The 21,403-nt window shown below is 59.5% G+C and carries 21 protein-coding genes, 1 tRNA gene and 1 pseudogene; 8 read left to right on the top strand and 15 right to left on the bottom strand.

Annotated elements, in window-relative coordinates; translation table 11 throughout:
- Positions 1 to 30: 30 nt before the first annotated feature.
- Positions 31 to 837, bottom strand: a complete 807-nt coding sequence (locus tag JBE38_RS00405; protein ID WP_205343323.1) for a c-type cytochrome — start codon at positions 835 to 837, stop codon at positions 31 to 33.
- Between the two features lie 646 nt (positions 838 to 1,483).
- On the opposite strand from JBE38_RS00405, the gene JBE38_RS00410 reads away from it, so the two are divergent.
- The 3 genes from JBE38_RS00410 (at position 1,484) to JBE38_RS00420 (ending at position 5,753) form a co-directional block, all read left to right on the top strand.
- Positions 1,484 to 2,692: an acetyl-CoA C-acetyltransferase gene (locus JBE38_RS00410; protein ID WP_205343324.1), complete on the top strand. Its 1,209-nt coding sequence runs from the start codon at positions 1,484 to 1,486 to the stop codon at positions 2,690 to 2,692.
- Positions 2,693 to 2,708: 16 nt separating this feature from the next.
- Positions 2,709 to 4,856: a 3-hydroxyacyl-CoA dehydrogenase NAD-binding domain-containing protein gene (locus JBE38_RS00415; protein WP_205343325.1), complete on the top strand. Its 2,148-nt coding sequence runs from the start codon at positions 2,709 to 2,711 to the stop codon at positions 4,854 to 4,856.
- 171 nt (positions 4,857 to 5,027) lie between these two features.
- Entirely contained in the window at positions 5,028 to 5,753 is a 726-nt protein-coding gene (locus JBE38_RS00420) for an amidotransferase (RefSeq protein ID WP_090369159.1), read from the top strand.
- Here the strand turns inward: JBE38_RS00420 and JBE38_RS00425 are convergent.
- From JBE38_RS00425 to JBE38_RS00435, 3 genes are all read right to left on the bottom strand, one after another.
- Positions 5,750 to 6,721 carry a magnesium and cobalt transport protein CorA gene (locus tag JBE38_RS00425; protein WP_060756258.1) on the bottom strand — a complete coding sequence of 324 codons (972 nt, stop codon included), beginning with the start codon at positions 6,719 to 6,721 and terminating at the stop codon, positions 5,750 to 5,752. The two genes, JBE38_RS00420 and JBE38_RS00425, sit on opposite strands and share 4 nt — an antisense overlap.
- Positions 6,722 to 6,862: 141 nt before the next feature.
- Complete coding sequence (locus JBE38_RS00430) at positions 6,863 to 7,585, bottom strand: 1-acylglycerol-3-phosphate O-acyltransferase (RefSeq protein WP_090369161.1); 723 nt, start codon at positions 7,583 to 7,585, stop codon at positions 6,863 to 6,865.
- 212 nt (positions 7,586 to 7,797) lie between these two features.
- Positions 7,798 to 8,490, bottom strand: coding sequence for a crotonase/enoyl-CoA hydratase family protein (locus JBE38_RS00435; RefSeq protein WP_090369162.1), 693 nt, complete (start codon positions 8,488 to 8,490; stop codon positions 7,798 to 7,800).
- Positions 8,491 to 8,826: 336 nt separating this feature from the next.
- On the opposite strand from JBE38_RS00435, the gene JBE38_RS00440 reads away from it, so the two are divergent.
- Positions 8,827 to 8,916 (top strand) — tRNA-Ser (locus JBE38_RS00440).
- A gap of 82 nt (positions 8,917 to 8,998) precedes the next feature.
- On the opposite strand, the pseudogene JBE38_RS27605 reads toward JBE38_RS00440, so the two are convergent.
- The 5 genes and pseudogenes from JBE38_RS27605 to JBE38_RS00460 form a co-directional block, all read right to left on the bottom strand.
- Positions 8,999 to 9,169 (bottom strand): annotated as a pseudogene (locus JBE38_RS27605) (short-chain dehydrogenase); the annotation flags it as partial.
- A 152-nt stretch (positions 9,170 to 9,321) separates the two neighbouring features.
- Positions 9,322 to 10,362: a DMT family transporter gene (locus tag JBE38_RS00445; RefSeq protein WP_205343326.1), complete on the bottom strand. Its 1,041-nt coding sequence runs from the start codon at positions 10,360 to 10,362 to the stop codon at positions 9,322 to 9,324.
- 79 nt (positions 10,363 to 10,441) lie between these two features.
- Complete coding sequence (locus tag JBE38_RS00450) at positions 10,442 to 10,777, bottom strand: hypothetical protein (protein WP_060756254.1); 336 nt, start codon at positions 10,775 to 10,777, stop codon at positions 10,442 to 10,444.
- A 166-nt stretch (positions 10,778 to 10,943) separates the two neighbouring features.
- On the bottom strand, positions 10,944 to 11,522 hold the full coding sequence (locus JBE38_RS00455; protein WP_060756253.1) for a DUF4337 domain-containing protein: 579 nt from the start codon (positions 11,520 to 11,522) through the stop codon (positions 10,944 to 10,946).
- A gap of 55 nt (positions 11,523 to 11,577) precedes the next feature.
- Positions 11,578 to 12,462, bottom strand: a complete 885-nt coding sequence (locus tag JBE38_RS00460) for a LysR family transcriptional regulator (RefSeq protein ID WP_090369247.1) — start codon at positions 12,460 to 12,462, stop codon at positions 11,578 to 11,580.
- A 93-nt stretch (positions 12,463 to 12,555) separates the two neighbouring features.
- Between JBE38_RS00460 and JBE38_RS00465 the strand changes: the two genes are divergently transcribed.
- Positions 12,556 to 13,524: an NAD-dependent epimerase/dehydratase family protein gene (locus tag JBE38_RS00465; RefSeq protein ID WP_205343327.1), complete on the top strand. Its 969-nt coding sequence runs from the start codon at positions 12,556 to 12,558 to the stop codon at positions 13,522 to 13,524.
- A 150-nt stretch (positions 13,525 to 13,674) separates the two neighbouring features.
- Positions 13,675 to 14,364, top strand: coding sequence for an HAD-IA family hydrolase (locus tag JBE38_RS00470; protein WP_104994527.1), 690 nt, complete (start codon positions 13,675 to 13,677; stop codon positions 14,362 to 14,364).
- A gap of 114 nt (positions 14,365 to 14,478) precedes the next feature.
- Here the strand turns inward: JBE38_RS00470 and JBE38_RS00475 are convergent, their stop codons facing one another.
- Complete coding sequence (locus JBE38_RS00475; protein WP_090372328.1) at positions 14,479 to 15,225, bottom strand: 3-oxoacyl-ACP reductase family protein; 747 nt, start codon at positions 15,223 to 15,225, stop codon at positions 14,479 to 14,481.
- A gap of 126 nt (positions 15,226 to 15,351) precedes the next feature.
- Between JBE38_RS00475 and JBE38_RS00480 the strand changes: the two genes are divergently transcribed.
- Entirely contained in the window at positions 15,352 to 16,275 is a 924-nt protein-coding gene (locus JBE38_RS00480) for a LysR family transcriptional regulator (RefSeq protein ID WP_205343328.1), read from the top strand.
- Positions 16,276 to 16,334: 59 nt separating this feature from the next.
- Here JBE38_RS00480 and JBE38_RS00485 read toward each other — a convergent pair whose 3' ends face one another.
- The 3 genes from JBE38_RS00485 to JBE38_RS00495 form a co-directional block, all read right to left on the bottom strand.
- A complete protein-coding gene (locus tag JBE38_RS00485) occupies positions 16,335 to 17,057 on the bottom strand; it encodes an aspartate/glutamate racemase family protein (protein ID WP_205343329.1) in 723 nt (240 codons plus the stop codon).
- A gap of 13 nt (positions 17,058 to 17,070) precedes the next feature.
- Positions 17,071 to 18,600 carry an NCS1 family nucleobase:cation symporter-1 gene (locus JBE38_RS00490; protein ID WP_205343330.1) on the bottom strand — a complete coding sequence of 510 codons (1,530 nt, stop codon included), beginning with the start codon at positions 18,598 to 18,600 and terminating at the stop codon, positions 17,071 to 17,073.
- A 470-nt stretch (positions 18,601 to 19,070) separates the two neighbouring features.
- Positions 19,071 to 19,805: a phosphoadenylyl-sulfate reductase gene (locus JBE38_RS00495; protein WP_090369257.1), complete on the bottom strand. Its 735-nt coding sequence runs from the start codon at positions 19,803 to 19,805 to the stop codon at positions 19,071 to 19,073.
- A gap of 150 nt (positions 19,806 to 19,955) precedes the next feature.
- Here JBE38_RS00495 and thrH point away from each other — a divergent pair, with 150 nt between their 5' ends.
- A complete protein-coding gene (gene thrH / locus JBE38_RS00500) occupies positions 19,956 to 20,573 on the top strand; it encodes a bifunctional phosphoserine phosphatase/homoserine phosphotransferase ThrH (protein ID WP_090369259.1) in 618 nt (205 codons plus the stop codon).
- Between the two features lie 12 nt (positions 20,574 to 20,585).
- Here the strand turns inward: thrH and JBE38_RS00505 are convergent, their stop codons facing one another.
- Together JBE38_RS00505 and JBE38_RS00510 are read right to left on the bottom strand one after the other, a co-directional pair.
- Positions 20,586 to 20,942 carry a helix-turn-helix domain-containing protein gene (locus JBE38_RS00505; RefSeq protein WP_090369262.1) on the bottom strand — a complete coding sequence of 119 codons (357 nt, stop codon included), beginning with the start codon at positions 20,940 to 20,942 and terminating at the stop codon, positions 20,586 to 20,588.
- Positions 20,942 to 21,244 (bottom strand): type II toxin-antitoxin system HigB family toxin, encoded by a 303-nt coding sequence (locus JBE38_RS00510; protein ID WP_090369264.1) that lies wholly within the window; start codon positions 21,242 to 21,244, stop codon positions 20,942 to 20,944. Before JBE38_RS00510 ends, JBE38_RS00505 begins: the two co-directional genes overlap by 1 nt.
- Positions 21,245 to 21,403: the final 159 nt, after the last annotated feature.

Here is a 21,403-nt window from a genome sequence, read left to right on the forward strand (position 1 = left end):
CCCCCTCCCACATAGGCATTGTCGCGAAGTTCAGGGGTGTTGTTTACGCCCCGCCATATGTCTCAAATACCCCACCAGCAAATCCAGCTCAGTATCGGGCAATATACTGGCTGCAAAAGCCGGCATCTTCGCCTGTGGCCAATGCCGCAGGCTCTGGGGATCGCGGATATAGCGCTTGAGGAAATCCCCGCTGAAATATTCGGTGGGGTTGTAGGGAATATTCAGATCCGGCCCCACTTGGGCGTCGCCGGCGCCATTGAGCCGGTGACAGGCCAGGCAGTTTTTCTGGAACAACGCAAAGCCTTGGTTCACGGGGTCATTCGCCGCCAGCTGCGGATCGGGCAGCAAGGCGGGAAAGCGTTCGGCGACGGTCTTCAATTGCTTGATCCCGGAGATCTGGAATGGCCACTGCTCAGGGCTGATAGAGCCGGCTTGCGGATCGGTCCACACCAGATAAAACGGCCCGGCACTCGGTTTATCTTGCGCCAGCGCCGGCCAAGGGTGGGCGGGGTCCTCAATGGCGAGCCAGGCGCGGGCGCCGTGGTTTTGCAGAAGCGGCGCGGCGGCAAGTTCGGCGGCGAAGCCATCGAGGGCGACGGCTTGCAGATGGTTTTCCGCTTTCAGTCCCGGTAGGAGGGCTGCTAGTGGCACTGCGCGATAGGTCATATTGCGTTTGTAGGAAACGTCATCGACGATCTGCACCGTCTGTACATCCGGCCGCTTGAGCAAGTCGGCGGTCTGCCAAGTCTTGCTGGTGTGGTCCAGTTCGATGGTCAATTGCGCTGCAGAGACGGGCAGGGTCAGTAATGCAATGAATAGGGCGACGATCGTTTTCACGATATGGGCTCGATGTGATGGGCAAAGACACCCAACAATAGCGGAAAATCGCACGCAAAACGGCAGCGCCTGCACAGGACCGCTATACGCAATGTCCCGGCAGGTGCCGCCAAAAACTGCAGTCGTGATGCTGCGTGTGCACTGAATGCGAGGGTTGAACCGTCACCCGATAATCTTGGTGAGATTGGGCAAGATCAGAATCAGTGTGGTGGCGAAAAGAATGAGTCCCGCCTGACGTACTTTCGAATGTTTGAACATGGCTGACTGCCTTTTGTTGTTATTCCTGAGCGTCAAATGCGTGCCGGAAAATTTCACTATGCCGATATGACGTGTCGCTTTTCTTACAACTGCTCCAGCAAAACCCGGCAGCAGCCTCTTACAGATTCAACCTTAGAGCCCCTGTTCTGCGCGGCTTAGATCCATTTCATATCAGCTAAGCAGTATTTGAGCTTAAAACGGCATGAGGCTAATCGCCATCTTCGCGCCAGCCCTAGGGCTAGACCGCTAAAACGATTAATCAGCGGTTTCCCTTAGGTACCTACCGTTCGTCCGAGCGAGGGGGTCAAAAGCAATGAGCGCATCCGTCATTGAAACCGTGTCAATCGGGCCTAAGGTAGGCACACACGCACAGCGGTTCGAGGACGTCATGACCCAACAAGCTTTGATCTTTGATGCGATACGCACGCCCCGGGGCAAAGGCAAAGCCGAGGGTGCCCTGCACAGCGTCAAGCCGGTAAACCTGGTGGCCGGCTTGCTTACGGCGCTGGCGCAACGCGCCGATCTTGATACGCACCAGGTGGATGATATCGTCCTCGGCTGCGTCACCCCGGTGGGCGACCAGGGCGCCGACATCGCCAAGACTGCCGCGCTGGTGGCGGACTGGGACATCAGCGTGGCCGGCGTGCAGATCAACCGCTTCTGCGCCTCGGGCCTGGAAGCGGTGAACCTGGGCGCGATGAAAGTGCGCTCAGGCTTCGAAGACCTGGTGGTGGTCGGTGGCGTCGAGTCCATGTCGCGGGTGCCGATGGGCAGCGATGGGGGAGCCTGGGTACTCGATCCGCAAACCAATATGCACAGTCATTTCACGCCCCAGGGCATCGGCGCAGATTTGATCGCAACCCTGGAAGGCTTCAGTCGCGAGGACGTCGATACCTTCGCCCTGCAGTCCCAGCAGAAAGCGGCGAGGGCGCGTGCAGACGGCTCCTTCAGCAAATCGTTGATTTCAGTGCAGGACCAGAATGGCATCGTGCTGCTGGACCATGACGAGTTCATCCGCGGCGACTCCACCTTAGATGGCCTGGGCAAACTCAAACCCAGCTTCGAAATGATCGGGCAAATGGGCTTCGATGCCACTGCGCTGCGGGTCTATAGCCATGTGGAGCGCATCCACCATGTGCACACGCCGGGCAACAGCTCGGGTATCGTCGATGGGGCCGCCTTGATGTTGATCGGCTCCGAGGCCAAAGGCCGCGAACTGGGGCTGCAACCTCGGGCGCGTATCGTCGCCACTGCCGTCACCAGTACCGACCCGACCATCATGCTTACCGGCCCGGCCCCGGCCACACGCAAGGCCCTGGCCAAGGCCGGGCTGCGCGTAGAAGACATTGATCTGTTCGAGGTCAACGAAGCTTTCGCCTCTGTAGTGCTCAAGTTCATCAAGGACATGCGCATCGACCCCGCTCGGGTCAATGTCAACGGCGGCTCCATCGCCATGGGCCATCCGTTGGGCGCCACGGGCTGCGCGATCCTCGGCACCTTGCTCGACGAGCTGGAAGTACGCCGCCAGCGCTACGGCCTGGCCACCCTGTGTGTCGGCGGTGGCATGGGCATCGCGACCATCATCGAACGTCTCTGAGCCGAAGGAACCCGTCATGAGCGACGCTATTCGTTACGAAAAAGGCCAGGACCAGATTGTGGTACTGACCCTCGACATGCCCGGCCAGAGTGCCAACACCATGAACGCCGCGTACCGCGAGGCCATGGCGGCCACGGTCACGCGCCTGGAAGCGGAAAAGGACAGCCTTGCCGGTGTGATCATCACCTCGGCCAAGAAGACGTTTTTTGCCGGTGGCGACCTCAATGAGCTGATCCAGGTCGACAAGCACCACGCCAAGGATTTCTACGACGGTGTGCGCGTGCTCAAGGCCCAGTTGCGCCGCCTGGAAACCCTCGGCAAACCGGTCGTGGCCGCGATCAATGGCGCGGCCCTGGGCGGTGGCTGGGAGATTTGCCTGGCCTGCCATTACCGCGTCGCACTGGACGATAAATCCACCCAGCTCGGCTTGCCGGAAGTCACCTTGGGCCTGTTGCCGGGCGGTGGTGGGGTCGTGCGCATGGTGCGCCTGCTGGGGCTGGAAAAGGCCCTGCCGTATTTGTTGGAAGGTAAAAAACTGCGGCCGCAACAGGCGCTGCAAGCCGGCTTGATCAATGAGCTGGCCTTGAGCCGTGATGAACTGCTGGCCAAGTCTCGCGCCTGGATTTTCGCCAACCCCGAGGCCAGGCAGCCTTGGGACAACAAGGCGTATCAAATCCCCGGCGGTACGCCGTCGAACTCCAAGGTTGCACAGATGCTGGCGATTGCACCGTCGATGTTGCGCAGCAAAACCAACGGCTGCTTTCCGGCTCCGGAAAAAATCCTCTGCGCCGCCGTGGAAGGTGCGCAGGTGGATTTCGACACGGCCCACCTGATCGAAACCCGTTACTTCACCGAACTGGTCACCGGCCAGGTGGCGAAGAACATGATCGGTACCTTCTGGTTCCAGCTCAACGAAATCAACGCCGGCGGCTCGCGCCCCCAAGGCTTTGCCCCTTACGTGACACGCAAAGTCGGCGTGCTCGGTGCCGGGATGATGGGCGCGGGGATCGCTTATGTCAGTGCCAGCGCGGGCATTGACGTGGTGCTCAAGGACATCAACCTCGCCGCCGCCGAGAAAGGCAAGGCGCACTCGGCCGCGCTATTGGACAAGAAGGTGGGGCGTGGGCAATTGACCGCCGAGCAGCGCGATACCACCCTGGCGCGCATTCATCCTACGGCCTCTGATGCCGATCTGGCCGGTTGCGACCTGATCATCGAGGCCGTATTTGAAAACCGCGAGCTCAAGGCCCAGGTTTCGGCCGCCGCCCAAAGCGTGGTCGGCGCCGAAGCGGTGATCGCCTCCAATACCTCCACCTTGCCCATCAGCGGCCTGGCCAACGCCGTGCCCGATCCAGGCAAGTTCCTGGGCCTGCATTTCTTCAGCCCGGTGGACAAGATGCCGTTGGTGGAAATCATCAAGGGCACGCACACCCGCGACGAAACCCTGGCCCGAGGTTTTGATTTCGTACTGCAGATCAAGAAAACCCCGATTGTGGTCAACGACAGTCGTGGCTTCTTCACCTCGCGGGTGTTCGGCACCTTCACCAATGAAGGCATCGCTATGCTCGGTGAAGGCATGGCCGCACCGATGATCGAGACCGAAGCGCGCAAGGCCGGCATGCCGGTGGGGCCGTTGGCGGTGTCCGATGAGGTATCGCTCAGCTTGATGAGCCATATCCGACAGCAAACGGCCAAGGATCTGCAGGCCGAAGGTAAGGAGATGCCGACGCATCCGGCAACGCGGGTGATCGACCTGCTGGTGAATGAGTACAAACGCGCCGGCAAGGCAGCGGGTGGTGGGTTCTATGACTATCCGGCAGGCGGGCAAAAACACCTGTGGCCGGAACTGAAAGCCCGTTTCGAACAGCCGGGTAAACAGATTTCGCCACAGGATGTACGTGACCGCCTGCTGTTTATCCAGGCCATCGAAACCGTGCGGTGTGTGGAGGAGGGGGTGTTGATGTCCACGGCGGATGCCAATGTGGGCTCGATCTTCGGCATTGGCTTTGCCGCGTGGAGTGGCGGTGCGTTGCAGTTTATCAACCAGTATGGGTTGAACGACTTCATCGCCCGGGCGCGCTACCTGGCGGAGCAATATGGGGAAAGGTTCTCTCCTCCGGCGTTGTTGCTGGAAAAGGCTGCACAAGGCGAAATATTTCGGTGATCTGAATGTGGGAGGTGACTTGCTCCCGATGGCGATGTATCAGCTGACGAGTCAGTAACTGTGCCACCGCTATCGGGAGCAAGCCCCCTCCCACAAGGGCTTGCCTTGGAGGGTGTTTCAGGGCAGGCTCTGGGGTGTGCATTATTCCCATCACCGTGTCAGGTATTTTTTATGTCGCTACGCGTCTGTATCCTGGAAACCGATATCCTGCGTCCAGGCTTGATCGATCAATACCAAGGGTACGGGCAGATGTTCAAGCGCCTGTTCTCCAAGCAGCCGATTGCCGCCGAATTCGTTGTCTACAACGTTGTGCAGGGCGAATACCCGCCGGAAGACGAAGTGTTTGATGCCTACCTGGTCACTGGCAGCAAGGCTGATTCCTTTGGCACCGACCCTTGGATCCAGACTCTCAAGACTTATCTGCTCGAGCGTTACGAGCGCGGCGACAAACTGCTGGGGATCTGCTTCGGCCACCAATTGCTGGCACTGCTGCTGGGCGGCAAGACCGAGCGCGCGGGCCAGGGCTGGGGCATGGGCATCCACGATTACAAGCTCGATGCCAAGGCGCCGTGGATGAGCCCTGAAGTGGAAGAACTGACGCTATTGATCAGCCATCAGGACCAGGTCACTACGCTGCCGAAAAACGCCACGGTGATTGCTTCCAGCGCGTTTTGCCCGTTTGCGGCGTACCACATTGGCGATCAGGTGCTGTGCTTCCAAGGCCATCCGGAATTTGTCCATGACTATTCCCGCGAGCTGTTGGAGATCCTTCAGACGACCTTGGGCGAGAAGGTCTACAACCATGGCGTCGCCAGCCTGGAGCGCGACCACCACGGCGTCACCGTGGCGGAATGGATGATGCGTTTCGTGGCCCACAAATCCGAGGCCAAGCGTTAAAGCCAGCCCGAACGCTTGAAGCTGGCCCACAAACCGGTACAGCCCACCGCGATAAACCCGAGCACTGCAAAATAGCCGTAGTGCCATTGCAGCTCGGGCATATTCTGGAAGTTCATCCCGTAGATCCCCGCCACCGCTGTGGGGAAGGCGAGGATCGCCGCCCATGCGGCGAACTTGCGCTGCACCACGCTTTGACGCGAAGCCTCCAGCAACACACCGATCTCGATGGTCTGGCTGGCGATATCGCGCAGGGTGGTGAGGTCTTCCATTTGCCGTGTCACATGGATCTGCACATCGCGGAAATACGGGCGCATGTTCTTGTCGATGAACGGGAAGCTCAGCTTCTGCAGCTCCTGGCTGATCTCCACCATCGGCGCGACGTAGCGCTTGAGCCGCAGCACATCGCGGCGCAAGCCGTGCAAGTTCTGGATATCACGCTCATTCAGCGAGCTGCACAATACGTTGCGTTCCAGTTCATCGATCTCGGCATGGATCGCCTCGCTCACCGGTTGGTAATTCTCGGTGACGAAATCCAGCAGCGCATAGAGTACGAAATCTTCCCCATGCTCCAGCAACAGTGGCCGCGCCTCACAGCGCTGGCGCACAAGCCCGTAGGATGCCGAGTGGCCATTGCGTGCAGTGATGATGTAGCCATTGCCGGCGAAGATGTGGGTTTCGATAAACACCAGCTTGCCGTTCTCGCGCACCGGTGAGTAGGTGACGATAAACAGTGCATCGCCGAAGGTTTCCAGCTTCGGGCGGCTGTGCTTTTCCAGGGCATCTTCGATGGCCAGTTCATGCAGGTTGAACTGGCGTTGCAGGTTGGCCAGCTCTTGAGCGTTGGGTGCTTCCAGGCCGATCCATACAAAGTGGTCAGGTTTGGCGGCCCAGGCGGCGCCTTCGTCGAGGGTGATATCGGTGACTTTCTTGCCGGCGCTGTAGACGGCAGCCGCAACAACTCTACCCATGGTGCTGATCGCTTCTTATTGGGATGACAGATGTTGGGCAGCTTAGCCTGAATGACGTTCCGTCGTAGCTGTCATTGCGACAAGCTTTTTGTGGCGAGCGAGCTTGCTCGCGCTAGGGGGCGAAGCACCCCCGGGCGGTGTTCAAGCAGCCCGCAACTCACGATCCATCTGCGCGATGCATTCATCCATCTGCACCTGACAACTTTGCATCAACCGGGGGATGTCATCCGAAGTCAGCCCAACCGTAGGAATCGGCGGCAACGACCGTATGAGCACATCCCCACTGTTCCAGCGATTGAGCTGCATATGGGTGATGTAGTTGCTGACGCACACCTGCACGATCGGCACTCCGGCCGCAATCGCCATATGGAATGCGCCTTTCTTGAACGGCAACAGGCCTTTGCCCAGGTTGCGTGTGCCCTCCGGGAACACCCAGATCGAGGTGTTCTCATGTTGCAACGTATGGGTGGTGGTAAGCATTGCCCGGCGTGCCTTGTAGGCATTGCCTCGGTCGATCAGCACATTGCCTGCCAGCCAGAACAACTGGCCGAACAGCGGCACCCATTTCAGGCTCTTCTTGGCGATGCACACCGTGCGGTGAGGCACCACGGTGCCGAACACAAACAGGTCATAGTTGGACTGGTGGTTGGCGATGATCACGCAGGTGCCGGGCTTGTTGCGCAGCGAGTCGACCTGCGCTTTCACGTTCAGCCCCAAGAGCCACATGGCCGGCAGCGCATAGAGGCGGGCGCACAGGCGGCTGTTGTCCGGGTTGAACGGACGGCAAAGGCCCAACACTACGCCCAGCACACCGGCGACGATAAAGTGCAGGCCCATCAACAGCATACGTAGCAGAAAAAGCATCGACACGGTCCATCGGTACAAGGGTGGCGCAGTGTACGGGTGTGCACTGGGTTCGGCAATTGCCCCTGCAGACGTGGGAGATAGGCGATGTTTAAGCACATGTTTCAATATGCGCCGACATCGCCCGACTAGAGCGCCTATAGATGATTCTGATTTATCTGTAAGAAAAAGCCCGACTCAAGGTCGGGCTCTGATGCTGCAGTTGTGAGGACTTAGCTCAGGACATGCCCCTGATCCTGAATGATTGCGTCATCCAACGCCTCCAGCAGTGCTTTGCGCACTTTCAGCTTTGTGTGCTTGTGGGCGTTCATATTGATCTTCTTCAACTGACGCGCCGCTTCCAGGGCCGCTGCGTGCAACTCTTCGGGGGCGACGACCTTATCCAGGAAGCCGGCATGCAAGGCGCCCTGCGGGTCGAACATCTCGGCGTTGATCACCGAACGCTGGAACGCCGACTTACGCAGGCGATCCCGCGCCAATTCGATACCGGCGTGGTGCATGGTCATGCCGATCGCCACTTCATTCAGGCCGATGCTGAACGGGCCTTCCACACCAATCCGATAATCGGCCGACAACAACAGGAACGCGCCCTTGGCCACCGCATGCCCAGGGCAAGCGACGATCACCGGAAACGGGTGGGACAACAGACGACGCGCCAACGTCGAGCCCGACGTCACCAGGCTGATCGCCTCTTTGGGGCCGGCGGTCATCACCTTCAAGTCATAACCACCCGACAGTATCCCCGGCGTCCCGGTGATCACCACCACGGCCCGGTCTTTCTCGGCCTGATCCAGCGCCGCATTGAACTCACTGACCACCGCCGGAGAAATGGCATTCACCTTGCCGTTGCTCAAGGTCAGGGTCGCGATACCGTCTTCGAGGTGGTAGGCAATCAACTCACTCATGACGCGGTTCCTTGTAAGACTTGTTATAGAGAAGCTACGGATAGAAATGCATACGCAAACGTTACCCACCACGCCCGCCCCGGTAAAGCGCCGTGACTGACCACCCAGTCAGGCTTTTACGCCACACCCAAGCTTAGACGGCCCGGAGCAGGGCGCACCGAGCGTCCCAGGCTCACGTTGCCCATGCCCAAGAATGGCAGAATCACCGTCCCTGACCAGGCGGGTTATGACATAACCGTCTAACCGCATGAAAATTCTGAAAAAAACCTTTGCCATCGGAAAGGCTTTCGACTACATTAGCGCGCCTCGACAGACTGAACTGGTTTGACGAGATACGGTGAAGTGTCCGAGTGGCTTAAGGAGCACGCCTGGAAAGTGTGTATACAAGAAATTGTATCGAGAGTTCGAATCTCTCCTTCACCGCCAAATTCGATGTAAACAAAACCCCTGGTTTCGAAAGAAACCAGGGGTTTTGTGCTTTCTGGGCTTGGAAATTTCCCGTTCTAGATCACGTACACGGCATGTCCAGCCGACGCCCAATGACATCCAGCAGATCGCACCCATCGCGTAGTGGAATTGAGCAGAGCAGGGCAAAGTCACTGAGCACGACGGCATCACTGCTTATTTCGCAGCAGAGTGCGAGATTCTCAAGGACCTGGGTTACGGCGCGAAGTCGATAGTGGACTCTGCCCTGATTCCCAAGCCTGTAGGATTGGCGTGCAAAGGCTGGGAGTACGAGCGTAAAGCTCACAACGGCGACCACGCTTGAACGAACGCTGCTTTTAGGGCCGCGCTGAGGGGCCTTGATACATTCCCTGAAAACGCCACTCCTCAATGCCTATGCCGATGATGCACGTCCGGAAAATGCGCATGGCTATGCTTCATCGCACTGTGCACATGCACGTGGCTATGCGGCACCGCCGGGTCCCATTCAAAGTCATGCTCATGCTGGTGATGCTCATCATGCACGTGGCGATGCCCGTGTTCCGTTGCTTCATGCAGATGCTCGTGGGCATGCCGCTCTGTCAGGTGCAGCCACACGCCGATAGCCATCAACGCCGACGCGATCCAGAACGCGGCGGTGACCGACTCGTCCATCACCCATAAGGCAACCGCAGCCCCGAGGAAGGGCGCTGTCGAAAAGTAGGCGCCGGTGCGGGCACTGCCCAGCCCGCGGAGTGCCAGTACGAACAGGACCAGGCTGATGCCATAGCCAAGAAACCCGACCAGCAACACGGGGGCAATTTGTACGGCGCTCGGGAGCTGCGCGCCGAGATAAAGCGCCAAGCTGCAATTCACCCACCCGGCAATCAAGCCCTTGGCGCCTGCAATAAACAGGGCGTCAGACGCGGATACCTTGCGCGTCAGGTTGTTGTCGATCCCCCAGCACAGGCAGGCCAGCGCAACGGCAAACGGTCCCGTCCAGTCCTGGCTGGTAGCGCCGCCGTCGGACCAGGACAGCACTACGCCGCCCAGCACAATGGCGAGCATACCGAGCACGATACGGCGGTCGGCGTTTTCCCTGAACACCAGCCAGGCGATAACCGCAGTCAGTACCGACTCGAGGTTGAGCATCAATGAAGCCGTGGCCCCGGCGGTGCGGGTCAGGCCGAACATCAGGGCGACAGGCCCGAGGATGCCGCCGAAGACGATGGCGCCGAGCAGCCAGGGCCATTCCGAGGGGGCCAATCCGCTAGACTTCCAGCCGCGATCACGTATGCAGCGCACACCGGCCAGACCGATACCGCTGCCAAGGTAGAGCAGGCCGGCGAGGAGTATGGGCGAGAGGCCAAGGCCCAGGCTTTTGGCAAGTGGGGTACTGGCGCCGAACAAGGCGGCGGCCGCGAGGGCGTAAAGGATACTGAGGTTCATGGGCCATCCTCGAAGGTATGGCCCATGATACGTCGCGCACGGACCTGAGCCCTGGCGATTTTGACTATTTCACGATCATTTATTGCGCAGTTTTCAGCTTGACCACATCACCCGAGATCTTGGTGGTGTAACCGCTGAGCACCCAGGCCCAGAACCAGTTTTCTTGCACTTGGGTGTTGATCAGTGCATCGCCGCCTTTGGCCTTGATGGCCGCGTCCTGCGCGCGCACGAAACGGCTGTTCTGGCCGATCGGGATCAAGCCGAACAGCATGATGCCGGTGGCGCTGGCTTCACTGTGACCCAAAACGGTGTATTGGCTGCTGTCGTAATGCGGGGATTTGATCGCGGTACCGGTGCAACCTGCAAGGGTAAAACCCAGAACTGCTGCTGCAACCACTTTACTGACGTACTTCACTGAATAACTCCATGAACTCAAGCCCGGGATCCAATTTCCCGGGGCGCGACACTCTAATCGCTCAGCTGGCAGATTGAAATCCGCCAGCCAAAGGTTTCACTTTCATACCCGCACTTACGCCCAGGCTGACAGGCGCGGATACCCGCGCACCGGGACGTGCTTGGCGTCAGATATGCAACCACGCCAGGCTGCCCAGCACCACCGCCACACCCGCCGCCGCATAGGACATGCGCTTAAGCCATTCACGCCGCGTGAGCAAGGTAATCGCCGCCAACGAAATCGCGATCTGAATCGCCGTCATCGCCTGAGCCCAGCGGTGATGCTGGTGCAGTGCCTCTTCGGATTTCTGATCCCACTCTCGGGAGGTGGCCTCCAGTTTTTCGGCTTGTTTGCGCACTTCTTCCTTCTGGCTTTTGTAGCGCTGCACTTCGTCGTTGTAGTGCGCCGCATCGACGCCGGGGATGTGCGCGGCCAGTTCGGCCAGGTTTTGCCGGCTGGATTTGGCCTGGTAGTAATTCCACTGGTTGGCGGCTTCGGTCTTGATGATGGCGGCGTTGTTCTTGTCCATCGCCGCTTCGCTTTCGGTGGAGCCGGCCTGGTAGCTGAGCATGGCGCCGAGGGTGGCCATCAGCGCGGTCATCACGGCAATGCGGCTGGCGAAATTGTCACCGCGGCCGTGGGCATGTTCGGTGGTGTGTTCGATGTGTTTTTCGTGGGGGCTGGGGACTTCGAAGGCTTCGGACATGGGGGCTTCTGCACACGGAATCTGGGAAGCCTGATTCTTTACCAGTGAAGCTGTCTCAAAGCTGTACGTAACGCTGCAAACCGGCCACCAATGCATCAAACATCACCCGACAGCGTGGGCTGTTGCGCAGGTCCTCGTGCATGGTCACCCAGGTGTCCAGTTTGAGCGCGAAAAACTGCGGCAGCACTCGCTGCAGGCGTGGGTCGCGCTTGGCCAGTTGCACTTGGCAGCCACCGATGCCGGCACCGGCGCGGATCAGTGCCAGTTGTGCCAGGTCGCTGTCGCTGCAGAGGGCGAAGGCGCTGCGTTCGAAGCCCTTGATGGCCAGGCTGCGGATGAAGGCGTTTTCCTGGTCGAAGCCGATCACCGAATGGTTGGCCAAGTCTTGCATGTGCAGGGGCACGCCCCGTTGTTGCAGGTAATCATCACGGGCGTGCAGGCCGACTTCGATCAGGCCTACGCGCCGCGCCAGCAGTTGTTCCTGGCTGGGCCGGACCATGCGCACGGCGATGTCGGCTTCCAGTTGCAAAAGATCGCTGAGGCGGTTGGTCAGCACCAGTTCGACCCGCAGGTGCGGATGCTCACGGCGTAATTGAGTGATGATCGGTGGCAGCAATTCCACGCCGACGACTTCACTCGCGGAAACCCGCACCACACCGCGCACCTCGTCACCGTGGGAGGAGGCGGCGCGCTCGAGGGCGGCGGCGGTGCGTTCCATGGTTTCAGCGTGGGCGCGCAAGGTATGCGCCACCGCCGTCGGCAGCAGCCCTGTCGGTGAACGTGTGAACAGCACCACGTCCAACGCCGTTTCCAGCGCAGCGATATGCCGGCCCACCGTAGGCTGGGTGATGCCGAGCAGCCGCGCGGCCCCCGACAACGATCCTTCCTTGAGTACACCCAGGAACGACCGGTAAAGCTCCCAACCAATATTCGATGCCATGCATAAATGTATAGCGACTGGTGGGTCTTAGGCAATTCCTCTATAGCCGGGTCCGGAACAGAATGCGCTCACCAACCAACGTGGGAGAGTGTGATGAGCAAGGTTCTGGTATTGGGTGCAACCGGTGGCATTGGTGGCGAGGTCGCGCAGCAACTGGCAGCGGCGGGTTGGGACGTGCTTGCGTTGACCCGGGATGTCGACAAAGCGCGCCGGCGAAACCCTGACCTCACCTGGCTCAAGGGCGACGCACTCGATCGGCAGCAAGTACTGGCGGCAGCGCGTGGTTGCGAGGTGATCTTCCATGCGGTCAACCCGCCGGGCTACCGCAATTGGGCCGGGCTGGTACTGCCGATGATCGACAATACCATCGCCGCGGCGATTGCCGAGGGCGCGACCATCGTGTTGCCGGGCACGGTGTATAACTTCGGGCCGGATGCGTTTGCGCTGCCGCATGAGGATGCGCCCCAGCACCCGCAGACGCGCAAAGGGGCGATCCGTGTGCAACTGGAGCAGCGCTTGCTCGACGCCTCCCGCCGGGGCGCGCGGGTCTTGATCGTACGCGCCGGGGATTTTTTCGGCGCCCGTGCGTCCAATAACTGGTTTTCCATGGGGCTGATCAAGCCTGGAAAACCGGTCGCCAAAGTGAGTTATCCGGGCGCGCGTGGCGTGCTGCATCAGTGGGCCTATTTGCCGGACGTGGCGCGCACGATGGTCGAGTTGCTTGAGCGCCGTGCCACCCTTGACGCGTTCGCCCGTTTTCACATGGCGGGTTTCGTCGATGCCGATGGCACACAGATGAGCGAGGCCATCCAGCGTGTGGTGTTGCGCAGGACGGGTCAGCAACCTCGCGTAGGCCGGTTCCCTTGGTGGCTGTTGAAGGTGGCGGCGCCCTTTGTCGTCACGTTCCGTGAGATGCAGGAGATGCGTTACCTCTGGCGCACCCCGTTGCGCATGGGCAATGAACGCCTGGTCGCGGTGTTGGGCAGGGAACCTCATACGCCGCTGGACCAGGCGGTGGAGGCCACATTGGACGGTTTGGGCTGCCTGTCTGAGCCCGCCTGATCAAGCGCATCTACACCGCGAGGTTGAACAGCTCCACTGCCGTTCCCTGCGCCTTTGCAGTGCGGGCGGTCATGGCAAAGGGTTGCCTGCCGACAAGCGTGGCCGTTATTGTGCTGAATCCTTTTAGTCCTTCCTCCAGGTTCTGTTGTGATGAATGCACCGCGTAGCGCTGTCGGTCCGATCAAGGCCGTGATATTCGATATGGACGGATTGTTGCTGGACACTGAGGGCATCTACACCGAAGTGACGCAGATCATCGCCGAACGCTACGGCCGAACCTATGACTGGGGTATCAAGCAGCACATCATTGGCCGCGGTGCCCAGGACCTGGCCGATTATGTGGTCAAGGCGCTGGACCTGCCGATCACACCGGCGCAGTTCCTGACCATCCGCGAACCGCTGATGAGCGAGCGTTTCCCCAAGGCTTTGGGCATGCCCGGTGCCGAAGCGCTGGTGCGGCATTTGAAAGCACACCATATTCCGATTGCCGTGGGCACCAGTTCGTCGCGCAATTCGTTTGGCCACAAGACCACGCTGCACCGCGAGTGGTTTGCTCTGTTCGACACCATCGTCACGGCCGATGACCCGGAAGTCGGCGCCGCCAAACCGGCCCCCGACATCTTCCTCACCGCCGCCCGCCGCCTGGGCGTCGCGCCCGAGGATTGCCTGGTCTTCGAAGATTCGCCGTTCGGCGTTACCGCCGCGAAAGCCGCACATATGACCGCCATCGCCGTGCCGGATGAAGCCATGGCTGACAGCAAGTACCAGCATGCTGACCAGATCATTCGCAAACTTGCAGACTTCGATCTCGCCGCCTATGGCTTGCCGCCGATGTCCTGAACAAACACGATCAAACCGTGTGGGAGGGGGCTTGCTCCCGATGGCGGTGGTTCAGTCACCAGATACAGTGACTGACACATCGCCATCGGGAGCAAGCCCCCCTCCCACAGTGGTTTAAGCGCTGAAACCACCATCGATAGTCAGGCTGGCGCCTGTGATATAGCCGGCTTCCGGCCCCGCAAGATAAGCGACGAAGCTGGCAATCTCTTCAACATGCCCATACCGACCCACCGCCATCAACCCAATCAAACTATCTGCAAAATCACTGTTCGCCGGGTTCATGTCGGTGTCCACCGGCCCAGGCTGCACGTTGTTGACGGTGATGCCACGCGGCCCCAGGTCCCGTGCCAGCCCTTTGGTCAGCCCCACCAGCGCGGATTTGCTCATGGCATAGGGCCCGCCACCGCCAAACGGCATGCGCTCGGCGTTGGTGCTGCCGATGTTGATCACGCGTCCACCGTCTTTCATGTGTTTGGCGGCTGCCTGAGTGGCGATAAACACGCTGCGCACGTTGATCGCCAGGGTCTGGTCGAAATCTTCCAGCTTGAACTCTTCCAGCGGCCCGATGGCCAGCACACCGGCGTTGTTCACCAGGATGTCCAGGCCGCCGAACGCTGCGACGGTGGTGTCGACCGCCTGGCGTATCGCCGTGGCATCGGCGCTGTCGGCATGAATCGCCAAGGCTTTGCCGCCTTCGCTGATCACGCTGTTCTGCAATGCTTGCGCCTTGTCGGCCGAGCTGACGTAGGTAAAGGCGACGGCTGCACCTTGCGCGGCGAGGCGCTTGACGATGGCGGCGCCGATGCCGCGGGAACCGCCTTGGATCAAGGCAACTTTGCCGCTGAGGTTCTGTGTGGTCATGTCGATCTCCGAGCTGTTCAAGGCGGAATGCCTTGTGGTTGGAAGCGAGTATCGGCCTGGACCATCGCGCCCGGTAGACCGTGATTGCTATAGTCTGTGTAAACCAAAAGTTTAGAGTGGGGCGATATGGAGAGCTTTGGCGGTATCGAATGCTTTATGCGCAGCGCTGAAGGCGGCAGTTTTGCCGAAGCCGCCCGGCACCTGAGCCTAACCCCGGCGGCGGTGGGCAAAAGTGTTGCCAAGCTGGAAGCGCGCCTGGGTGTGCGCTTGTTCCAGCGCAGCACCCGGCGCCTGACCTTGACCGAAGCCGGCCAGCTGTTTCTCGAAGAAGTCGGCGCCAGCCTCACCACCATTCAAAATGCCGTGGCCAACCTGGCCAGTGCGCAGGGGCGCCCGGTGGGCACGCTCAAGGTCAGCATGGGCACGGTGTTCGGTAATCGGTACGTGGTGCCGTTGCTGGGCAAGTTCATGCAGCGCTTTCCGGATATCAGGCCGGACTGGCATTTTGATAACCGCCAAGTCGATCTGATCGGCCAGGGTTTTGACGCGGCGATCGGCGGTGGATTCGAATTGCCCCAAGGGGTGGTTGCACGCAAGCTCACGCCGGCCCATCGGGTGCTGGTGGCGGCGCCGGCCTACCTCGCACAGTGCCCGCCCGTTTTGCATCCCGAAGATCTGGCGAGTTGCAGCGGCATCTTGATCCGTTCGCCGCAGACTGGCCGCGTACGCTCTTGGCAACTCACCAGTCGGGAGCGCGAGCACCGCCCGCTGGTGCTCAAGCCCGGCATGACCATGAGCGACTCCGAGGCGGCGTGCTGCGCCAGTGCCCAGGGTTTAGGCATTGCGCTGGTGAGCATGCCGATGGCGGTGCCGTTCCTCGACAGCGGTGAGGTGGTGCGGGTACTGCCTGACTGGTACGTCGACGACGGCAACATTTCACTGTATTACGCCGAACACAAACTGCTGCCCGGCAAGACCCGGGCATTTGTGGATTTCATCATCGAGCAGTTTGCCGAGCAGGGGCTGGGGCAAAGGTTCAGCGCAGTCTGAATGTGGGAGGGAACAAGCCCCCTCCCACAGTGACAGCGTTAAGCCTCCACTGACGGGTATCAGGACCGGCCCGGCCAGCCAATCACGTTCTTCGGTCGTGGCGTTGCATAGGTCCGGATCTTCGACGTCGACAAACCCAGTCGTACCAGCGACTCGGCAATGGTCACCGCCGCTGTCACGCCATCCACCACCGGTACGCCCGTGCGCCGGCGAATCTGTTCGTCCAGCCCGGCCATGCCGCCGCAACCCAGGCAGATTACTTCGGCCTTGTCCTCATGGATGGCCAGTTCCGATTGGCGCACGATGGCCTCCATCGCGGCCAACGGGTTTTCTTCCAGCTCCAATACCGCCATGCCACTGGCCCGCACCGAGGCACAACGCTGGTACAAGCCTGCGAGTTTCAGGCGGTCTTCGATCAGCGGCACGGTGCGGTCCAGGGTGGTCACCACTGAATAGGCGTGGCCCAGGAACATCGCAGTGCTGGCGGCCGCTTCGGTGATGTCCACCACCGGCACATTCAGCAACTCCTGCAAGCCTTCACGGCCGTGCTCGCCGTAACCGGCCTGAATCACCGCATCGAATGGCTGGTCGTAGGCCATCACCCGATCCATCACGGCAATGGCCGCCAGGTAACTTTCAAAATTGCCTTCTACCGATTCTGCGCCGAAGTAGGGGGTGAGCCCGACGATCTCGGTGCCGGGCGAAGCCACGGCCCGCGCCTGTTGGGCGATGGTGTCGGTGATGGATTCGGTGGTGTTGACGTTGACGACGAGGATACGCATGGAGTGTCCTTGATTAGTGACTGACGTTATCGACTGCAATGCTTTCGCCGCTGACATCGGCGTAGAACGCTTGGCGCTTGGCGATCAGCCGGTACAGCAACCCTGCAATACCGGCGCCAAACAACCAGGAAAACGGCGCGACACCGGCAAAACCAGGCAACAGCGCCAGCAGAATCGCGATCACCGCCGCAGGCACAAACGCCGCCACTGCGCGCAAATTGACCCCGTGGCTGTAGTAATAAGCACCGTTGGGATCTTCGCTGTACAGCTGCAGCACATCCACCCGGCTTTTACGGATCAGCCAGTAATCGACCATGATCACCCCGTACAACGGCCCCAGCAGCGCACCCAGGCCGGAAAGGAAATACACGATCACCAGCGGGCTGTTGTAGAGGTTCCACGGCAGGATCAGCACCGCCACGGTGGCGCTGATCAACCCGGCGCGACGGAAGTTCAGGTACTTGGGCGCCAGGTTGCTCAGCACGAAGGCCGGTGCCACGAAGTTGGCCATGATGTTCACCGCCACTGTGACGATCAGGAAAGCCAGGCAGCCCAGCACCAGGAAGAAGGTATTGGGGATGGCGGCGATGATTTCGGTAGGGCTTTCGATCACGCGGCCATTGAGTTGGAATTGGCCGCCGCACAGCAGCACGGTGATCGCCGCGAATACCAGGATGTTCACCGGCAAGCCCCAGAAGTTGCCCACCAGGATGGTCTTGCGGCACGGTGAAGAGCGGGCGAAGTCGCAGAAATTAAGGATCAGCGTGCCATAGATGGACAGCCACAACGCGCCGCCGGCAAAGATATTGCGCCACATCTCGCCGCCGCTCAGCGGCTCGCGGATCGACCAGGCGATATCACCTGCGGTCTGGAAATACATCCAACCGGCCAATGAGGCAACGGTCACCAGGATCACCGGCCCGGCGAAGGCTTCGTAGCGACGCACCATTTCCATGCCATACGCCAGGATCGCCAACTGCACGAACCAGATCGTCACGAAACACACCCAGCCCAGGGTGGACAGGCCGAGGATCGAGTTGTGGTCATAGTCGGCAAAGCCTGGATGAATCGCCGATAGCAACACGCGGAAAACCACCGACGCCAGGTAGGTCTGGATACCAAACCAGGCAATTGCAATGACCGCGCGAATCAACGCGGGAATCTGTGCGCCATGAATACCGAAGCTGATACGGCTGATCACCGGAAACGGCACACCGGTCTTCTGCCCCATAAACCCCGACAAGTTCATGAAGAAGTACACCAGCGCCGCGCCGATACCCAGGGATAACAGGATCTGCCAGCCGCCGAGCCCCAGCGCATACAGGCCGATGGCAAATGAATAGTTGGCGATGTTGTGCACATCGTTGGTCCACAGCGCAAAAATGCTGTAGCGCCCCCAGCGTCGGCCTTCGCGCTTGGTGGGTGCCAGGTCTTGGTTGTGCAGGCGCGGGCTGAGCACCAGGGGGCCAGGGCTTGTAGCCTCGGGTTTCAGGGCGGAGGAGGGCAGATCCAGTGCGATGTTATTCGAAAGACTTGTACGCATTCCGGCAGGCTCCAGCGCATCTGCGAGCGAGCCGCGGATGGCAAAGTGTATGTATGATTTGTATTTATTGTATACAAAACCTATTTCACCTTAAGCCACATGCGTGCCAGTTTTCGATCTATTAAACGGCTGTCTAATTTCGTTTTTATATGTATTTTTGATAACTATCTGAATTTGAATGGATATAAATTGACCATTTGAACAGGTATTTATTTTTGAAGGCCGCACGAAGCTGATTCCGAGCAAAATAATGCAAGGGCGCGGGTGTTACGTTTTGGTGCTGTGACGAAAAAGATGCACACATAAATGGCACCGATCGTTACATCTGTGTGTACATTTTCATGAATGGCACAAAACAAATGTGGGAGGGGGCTTGCTCCCGATAGCGGTGTGTCAGTAACCAGCAATCTGGCTGAACCACCGCTATCGGGAGCAAGCCCCCTCCCACAGTCTTTTTTACAGCCTCAGCTTCATGCCTTGCTGATGATATTCCCCGCATGCAGCCCGCATTCCTTCTGGGTTGCCTCCTCCCACCACCAGCGGCCCTCGCGCTCGTGCTGGTTAGGCAGTACGGGGCGGGTGCAGGGCTCGCAGCCGATGCTGATGAAACCGCGCTCATGCAGGCTGTTGTACGGCAGCTCCAGCATGCGGATGTAACCCCAGACCTCCTCGCTGGTCATCTGCGCCAGCGGGTTGAACTTGTACAGGGTGCGCTCCGGTGTGGAAAACGCGCTATCGATTTCCAGCGCCGCCACCTGGCTGCGGGTGCCGGGGCTCTGGTCGCGACGCTGGCCGGTGGCCCAGGCGCTCACGCCGGCGAGTTTACGGCGCAGCGGCTCGATCTTGCGCACGCCGCAGCATTCGCCATGGCCGTCCTTGTAGAAGCTGAACAGGCCCTTTTCCTTGACGAAAGGTTCCAGCTTGCTCTGGTCGGGCGAAATCAATTCGATGTCGATCTTGTAGAACTCGCGCACCTGCTCGATGAACCGGTAGGTCTCCGGGTGCAGGCGGCCCGTGTCGAGGCTGAAGACCTTGACGTTCTTGTTCAGCTTCCAAGCCATATCGACCAGCACCACATCCTCGGCACCGCTGAAGGAAATCCACAGGTCATCGCCGAACTGGCTGAATGCCAGCTTGAGAATATCCTGGGCGGATTTGTTGGCATAAGTCGCGGCGAGTTCGGCGACGTCGAAGGCTTGGTTCATCAGGACGGTTCCTACAGGTCAGTGGCGCTGAGCGCTCTATAGGGGAGTGATGGTATCAAATCCACCCTGCGTTGCGGCGACGGGCTTGAGTCGCTAGAGTTCGGCAGTCCTTGTACTCGCTCAACTTATAACAACCAACGGGAGTGTCTTGTGGAAATTGCCTGTCTTGACCTGGAAGGGGTGCTGGTTCCGGAAATCTGGATCGCCTTCGCCGAAAAAACCGGTATTGAGTCCCTGCGGGCCACCACCCGCGACATTCCCGACTACGATGTGCTGATGCAGCAACGCCTGCGGATCCTCGACGAACACGGGCTCAAGCTCGCCGACATCCAGGCAGTGATCGCCACGCTCAAACCTCTGGACGGCGCCATCGAGTTCGTGAACTGGCTGCGTGAGCGTTTCCAGGTGGTGATCCTGTCAGACACCTTCTACGAATTCTCCCAGCCGCTGATGCGCCAACTGGGATTCCCGACCTTGCTGTGCCACCGCCTGATCACTGATGAAAATGACCGGGTGGTGAGCTACCAACTGCGCCAGAAAGACCCCAAGCGCCAGTCGGTACTGGCCTTCAAAAGCTTGTACTACCGCGTGATTGCCGCAGGTGACTCCTACAACGACACCAGCATGTTGGGCGAAGCGGACCGTGGGATTCTATTCCATGCGCCGCAAAACGTGATTCGTGAGTTCCCGCAGTTCCCGGCGGTGCATACGTTTGAGGATTTGAAGAAAGAATTTATCAAGGCGTCGAATCGGGCGTTGAGCCTGTAACGACACCCTCGATCAGGCGTCTGCCAGCAAACTCTCATAGGGAATGCGCAAGCCTTCATGCAGGCGTTTGATCATTGACAGGCTGAGCTTACGCTTGTGGTTCAGCACCTCAGACACCCGTCCACTGGTGCCGATAAAGGGTTCCAGGTCGCGGGCGGTCATGCCAAGTTGTTCCATGCGAAACCTGATGGCCTCCACTGGGTTGGAAGGCGGCATTGGATAATGCTCCGCCTCGTATTTTTCGACGAGTATTGCGAGGATTTCCAGCTCGTCTCCCGCCAGTGAGCCTTTTTCAGCTCCCCACAGTTGTTCAATACGCGTAAGCGCAGCGGTCAGGTCTTCCTGAGAATGAATAGGTTTGATGTTCATCACACGGTCTCCGCGTTGATCTGGTCGTACTGCGCGTGGGTTCCTACGAAACGTATGAACCCCAGCTGACGCTGATAATCGATCGCCATGATCACTCGATACTTGTTGCCACCCACGTTGAAAACAACCCTGCCACCTTTGAGAATGCTCGCTGTTCTGAGCTCTGCTTTGAGTGCTTGGGGTGTCGGGTAAATGGCCTTCTCCATATGACGAAACAGTTCGACCAGTGGCGTTTTGGCGTCGATCTGCGCTGGGTGGCTTTCCCAGAATATCCGTAAGGTTGATAGAGCGATTATCCGCATCGCTGATACCTCCCAATTTGGGAGATGATAGGTGGGGTCAGGTTGGGATGCAATCTCGGAAATGATTTCTGGCGAGTGTTTAATCGCTTCATGTGATCCTTCACAGACGGCGGTTGGACGGTCAGAGCTGGACGCTAACCTGCAACTCGCACCCGGTCC

The sequence above is a fragment of the Pseudomonas sp. ICBG1301 genome, assembly GCF_016918385.1.
GTDB lineage: Bacteria > Pseudomonadota > Gammaproteobacteria > Pseudomonadales > Pseudomonadaceae > Aquipseudomonas > Aquipseudomonas palleroniana.

Excerpts from the sequence above, each read along its gene's own strand:
- JBE38_RS00410 (WP_205343324.1), top strand. The coding sequence starts at position 1,484 with ATGACCCAACAAGCTTTGATCTTTGATGCGATACGCACGCCCCGGGGC.
- JBE38_RS00415 (WP_205343325.1), top strand. The coding sequence starts at position 2,709 with ATGAGCGACGCTATTCGTTACGAAAAAGGCCAGGACCAGATTGTGGTA.
- JBE38_RS00420 (WP_090369159.1), top strand. The coding sequence starts at position 5,028 with ATGTCGCTACGCGTCTGTATCCTGGAAACCGATATCCTGCGTCCAGGC.
- JBE38_RS00425 (WP_060756258.1), bottom strand. The coding sequence starts at position 6,721 with ATGGGTAGAGTTGTTGCGGCTGCCGTCTACAGCGCCGGCAAGAAAGTC.
- JBE38_RS00430 (WP_090369161.1), bottom strand. The coding sequence starts at position 7,585 with ATGCTTTTTCTGCTACGTATGCTGTTGATGGGCCTGCACTTTATCGTC.
- JBE38_RS00435 (WP_090369162.1), bottom strand. The coding sequence starts at position 8,490 with ATGAGTGAGTTGATTGCCTACCACCTCGAAGACGGTATCGCGACCCTG.
- JBE38_RS00445 (WP_205343326.1), bottom strand. The coding sequence starts at position 10,362 with ATGAACCTCAGTATCCTTTACGCCCTCGCGGCCGCCGCCTTGTTCGGC.
- JBE38_RS00455 (WP_060756253.1), bottom strand. The coding sequence starts at position 11,522 with ATGTCCGAAGCCTTCGAAGTCCCCAGCCCCCACGAAAAACACATCGAA.
- JBE38_RS00460 (WP_090369247.1), bottom strand. The coding sequence starts at position 12,462 with ATGGCATCGAATATTGGTTGGGAGCTTTACCGGTCGTTCCTGGGTGTA.
- JBE38_RS00465 (WP_205343327.1), top strand. The coding sequence starts at position 12,556 with ATGAGCAAGGTTCTGGTATTGGGTGCAACCGGTGGCATTGGTGGCGAG.
- JBE38_RS00470 (WP_104994527.1), top strand. The coding sequence starts at position 13,675 with ATGAATGCACCGCGTAGCGCTGTCGGTCCGATCAAGGCCGTGATATTC.
- JBE38_RS00475 (WP_090372328.1), bottom strand. The coding sequence starts at position 15,225 with ATGACCACACAGAACCTCAGCGGCAAAGTTGCCTTGATCCAAGGCGGT.
- JBE38_RS00480 (WP_205343328.1), top strand. The coding sequence starts at position 15,352 with ATGGAGAGCTTTGGCGGTATCGAATGCTTTATGCGCAGCGCTGAAGGC.
- JBE38_RS00485 (WP_205343329.1), bottom strand. The coding sequence starts at position 17,057 with ATGCGTATCCTCGTCGTCAACGTCAACACCACCGAATCCATCACCGAC.
- JBE38_RS00490 (WP_205343330.1), bottom strand. The coding sequence starts at position 18,600 with ATGCGTACAAGTCTTTCGAATAACATCGCACTGGATCTGCCCTCCTCC.
- JBE38_RS00495 (WP_090369257.1), bottom strand. The coding sequence starts at position 19,805 with ATGAACCAAGCCTTCGACGTCGCCGAACTCGCCGCGACTTATGCCAAC.
- JBE38_RS00505 (WP_090369262.1), bottom strand. The coding sequence starts at position 20,942 with ATGAACATCAAACCTATTCATTCTCAGGAAGACCTGACCGCTGCGCTT.
- JBE38_RS00510 (WP_090369264.1), bottom strand. The coding sequence starts at position 21,244 with ATGCGGATAATCGCTCTATCAACCTTACGGATATTCTGGGAAAGCCAC.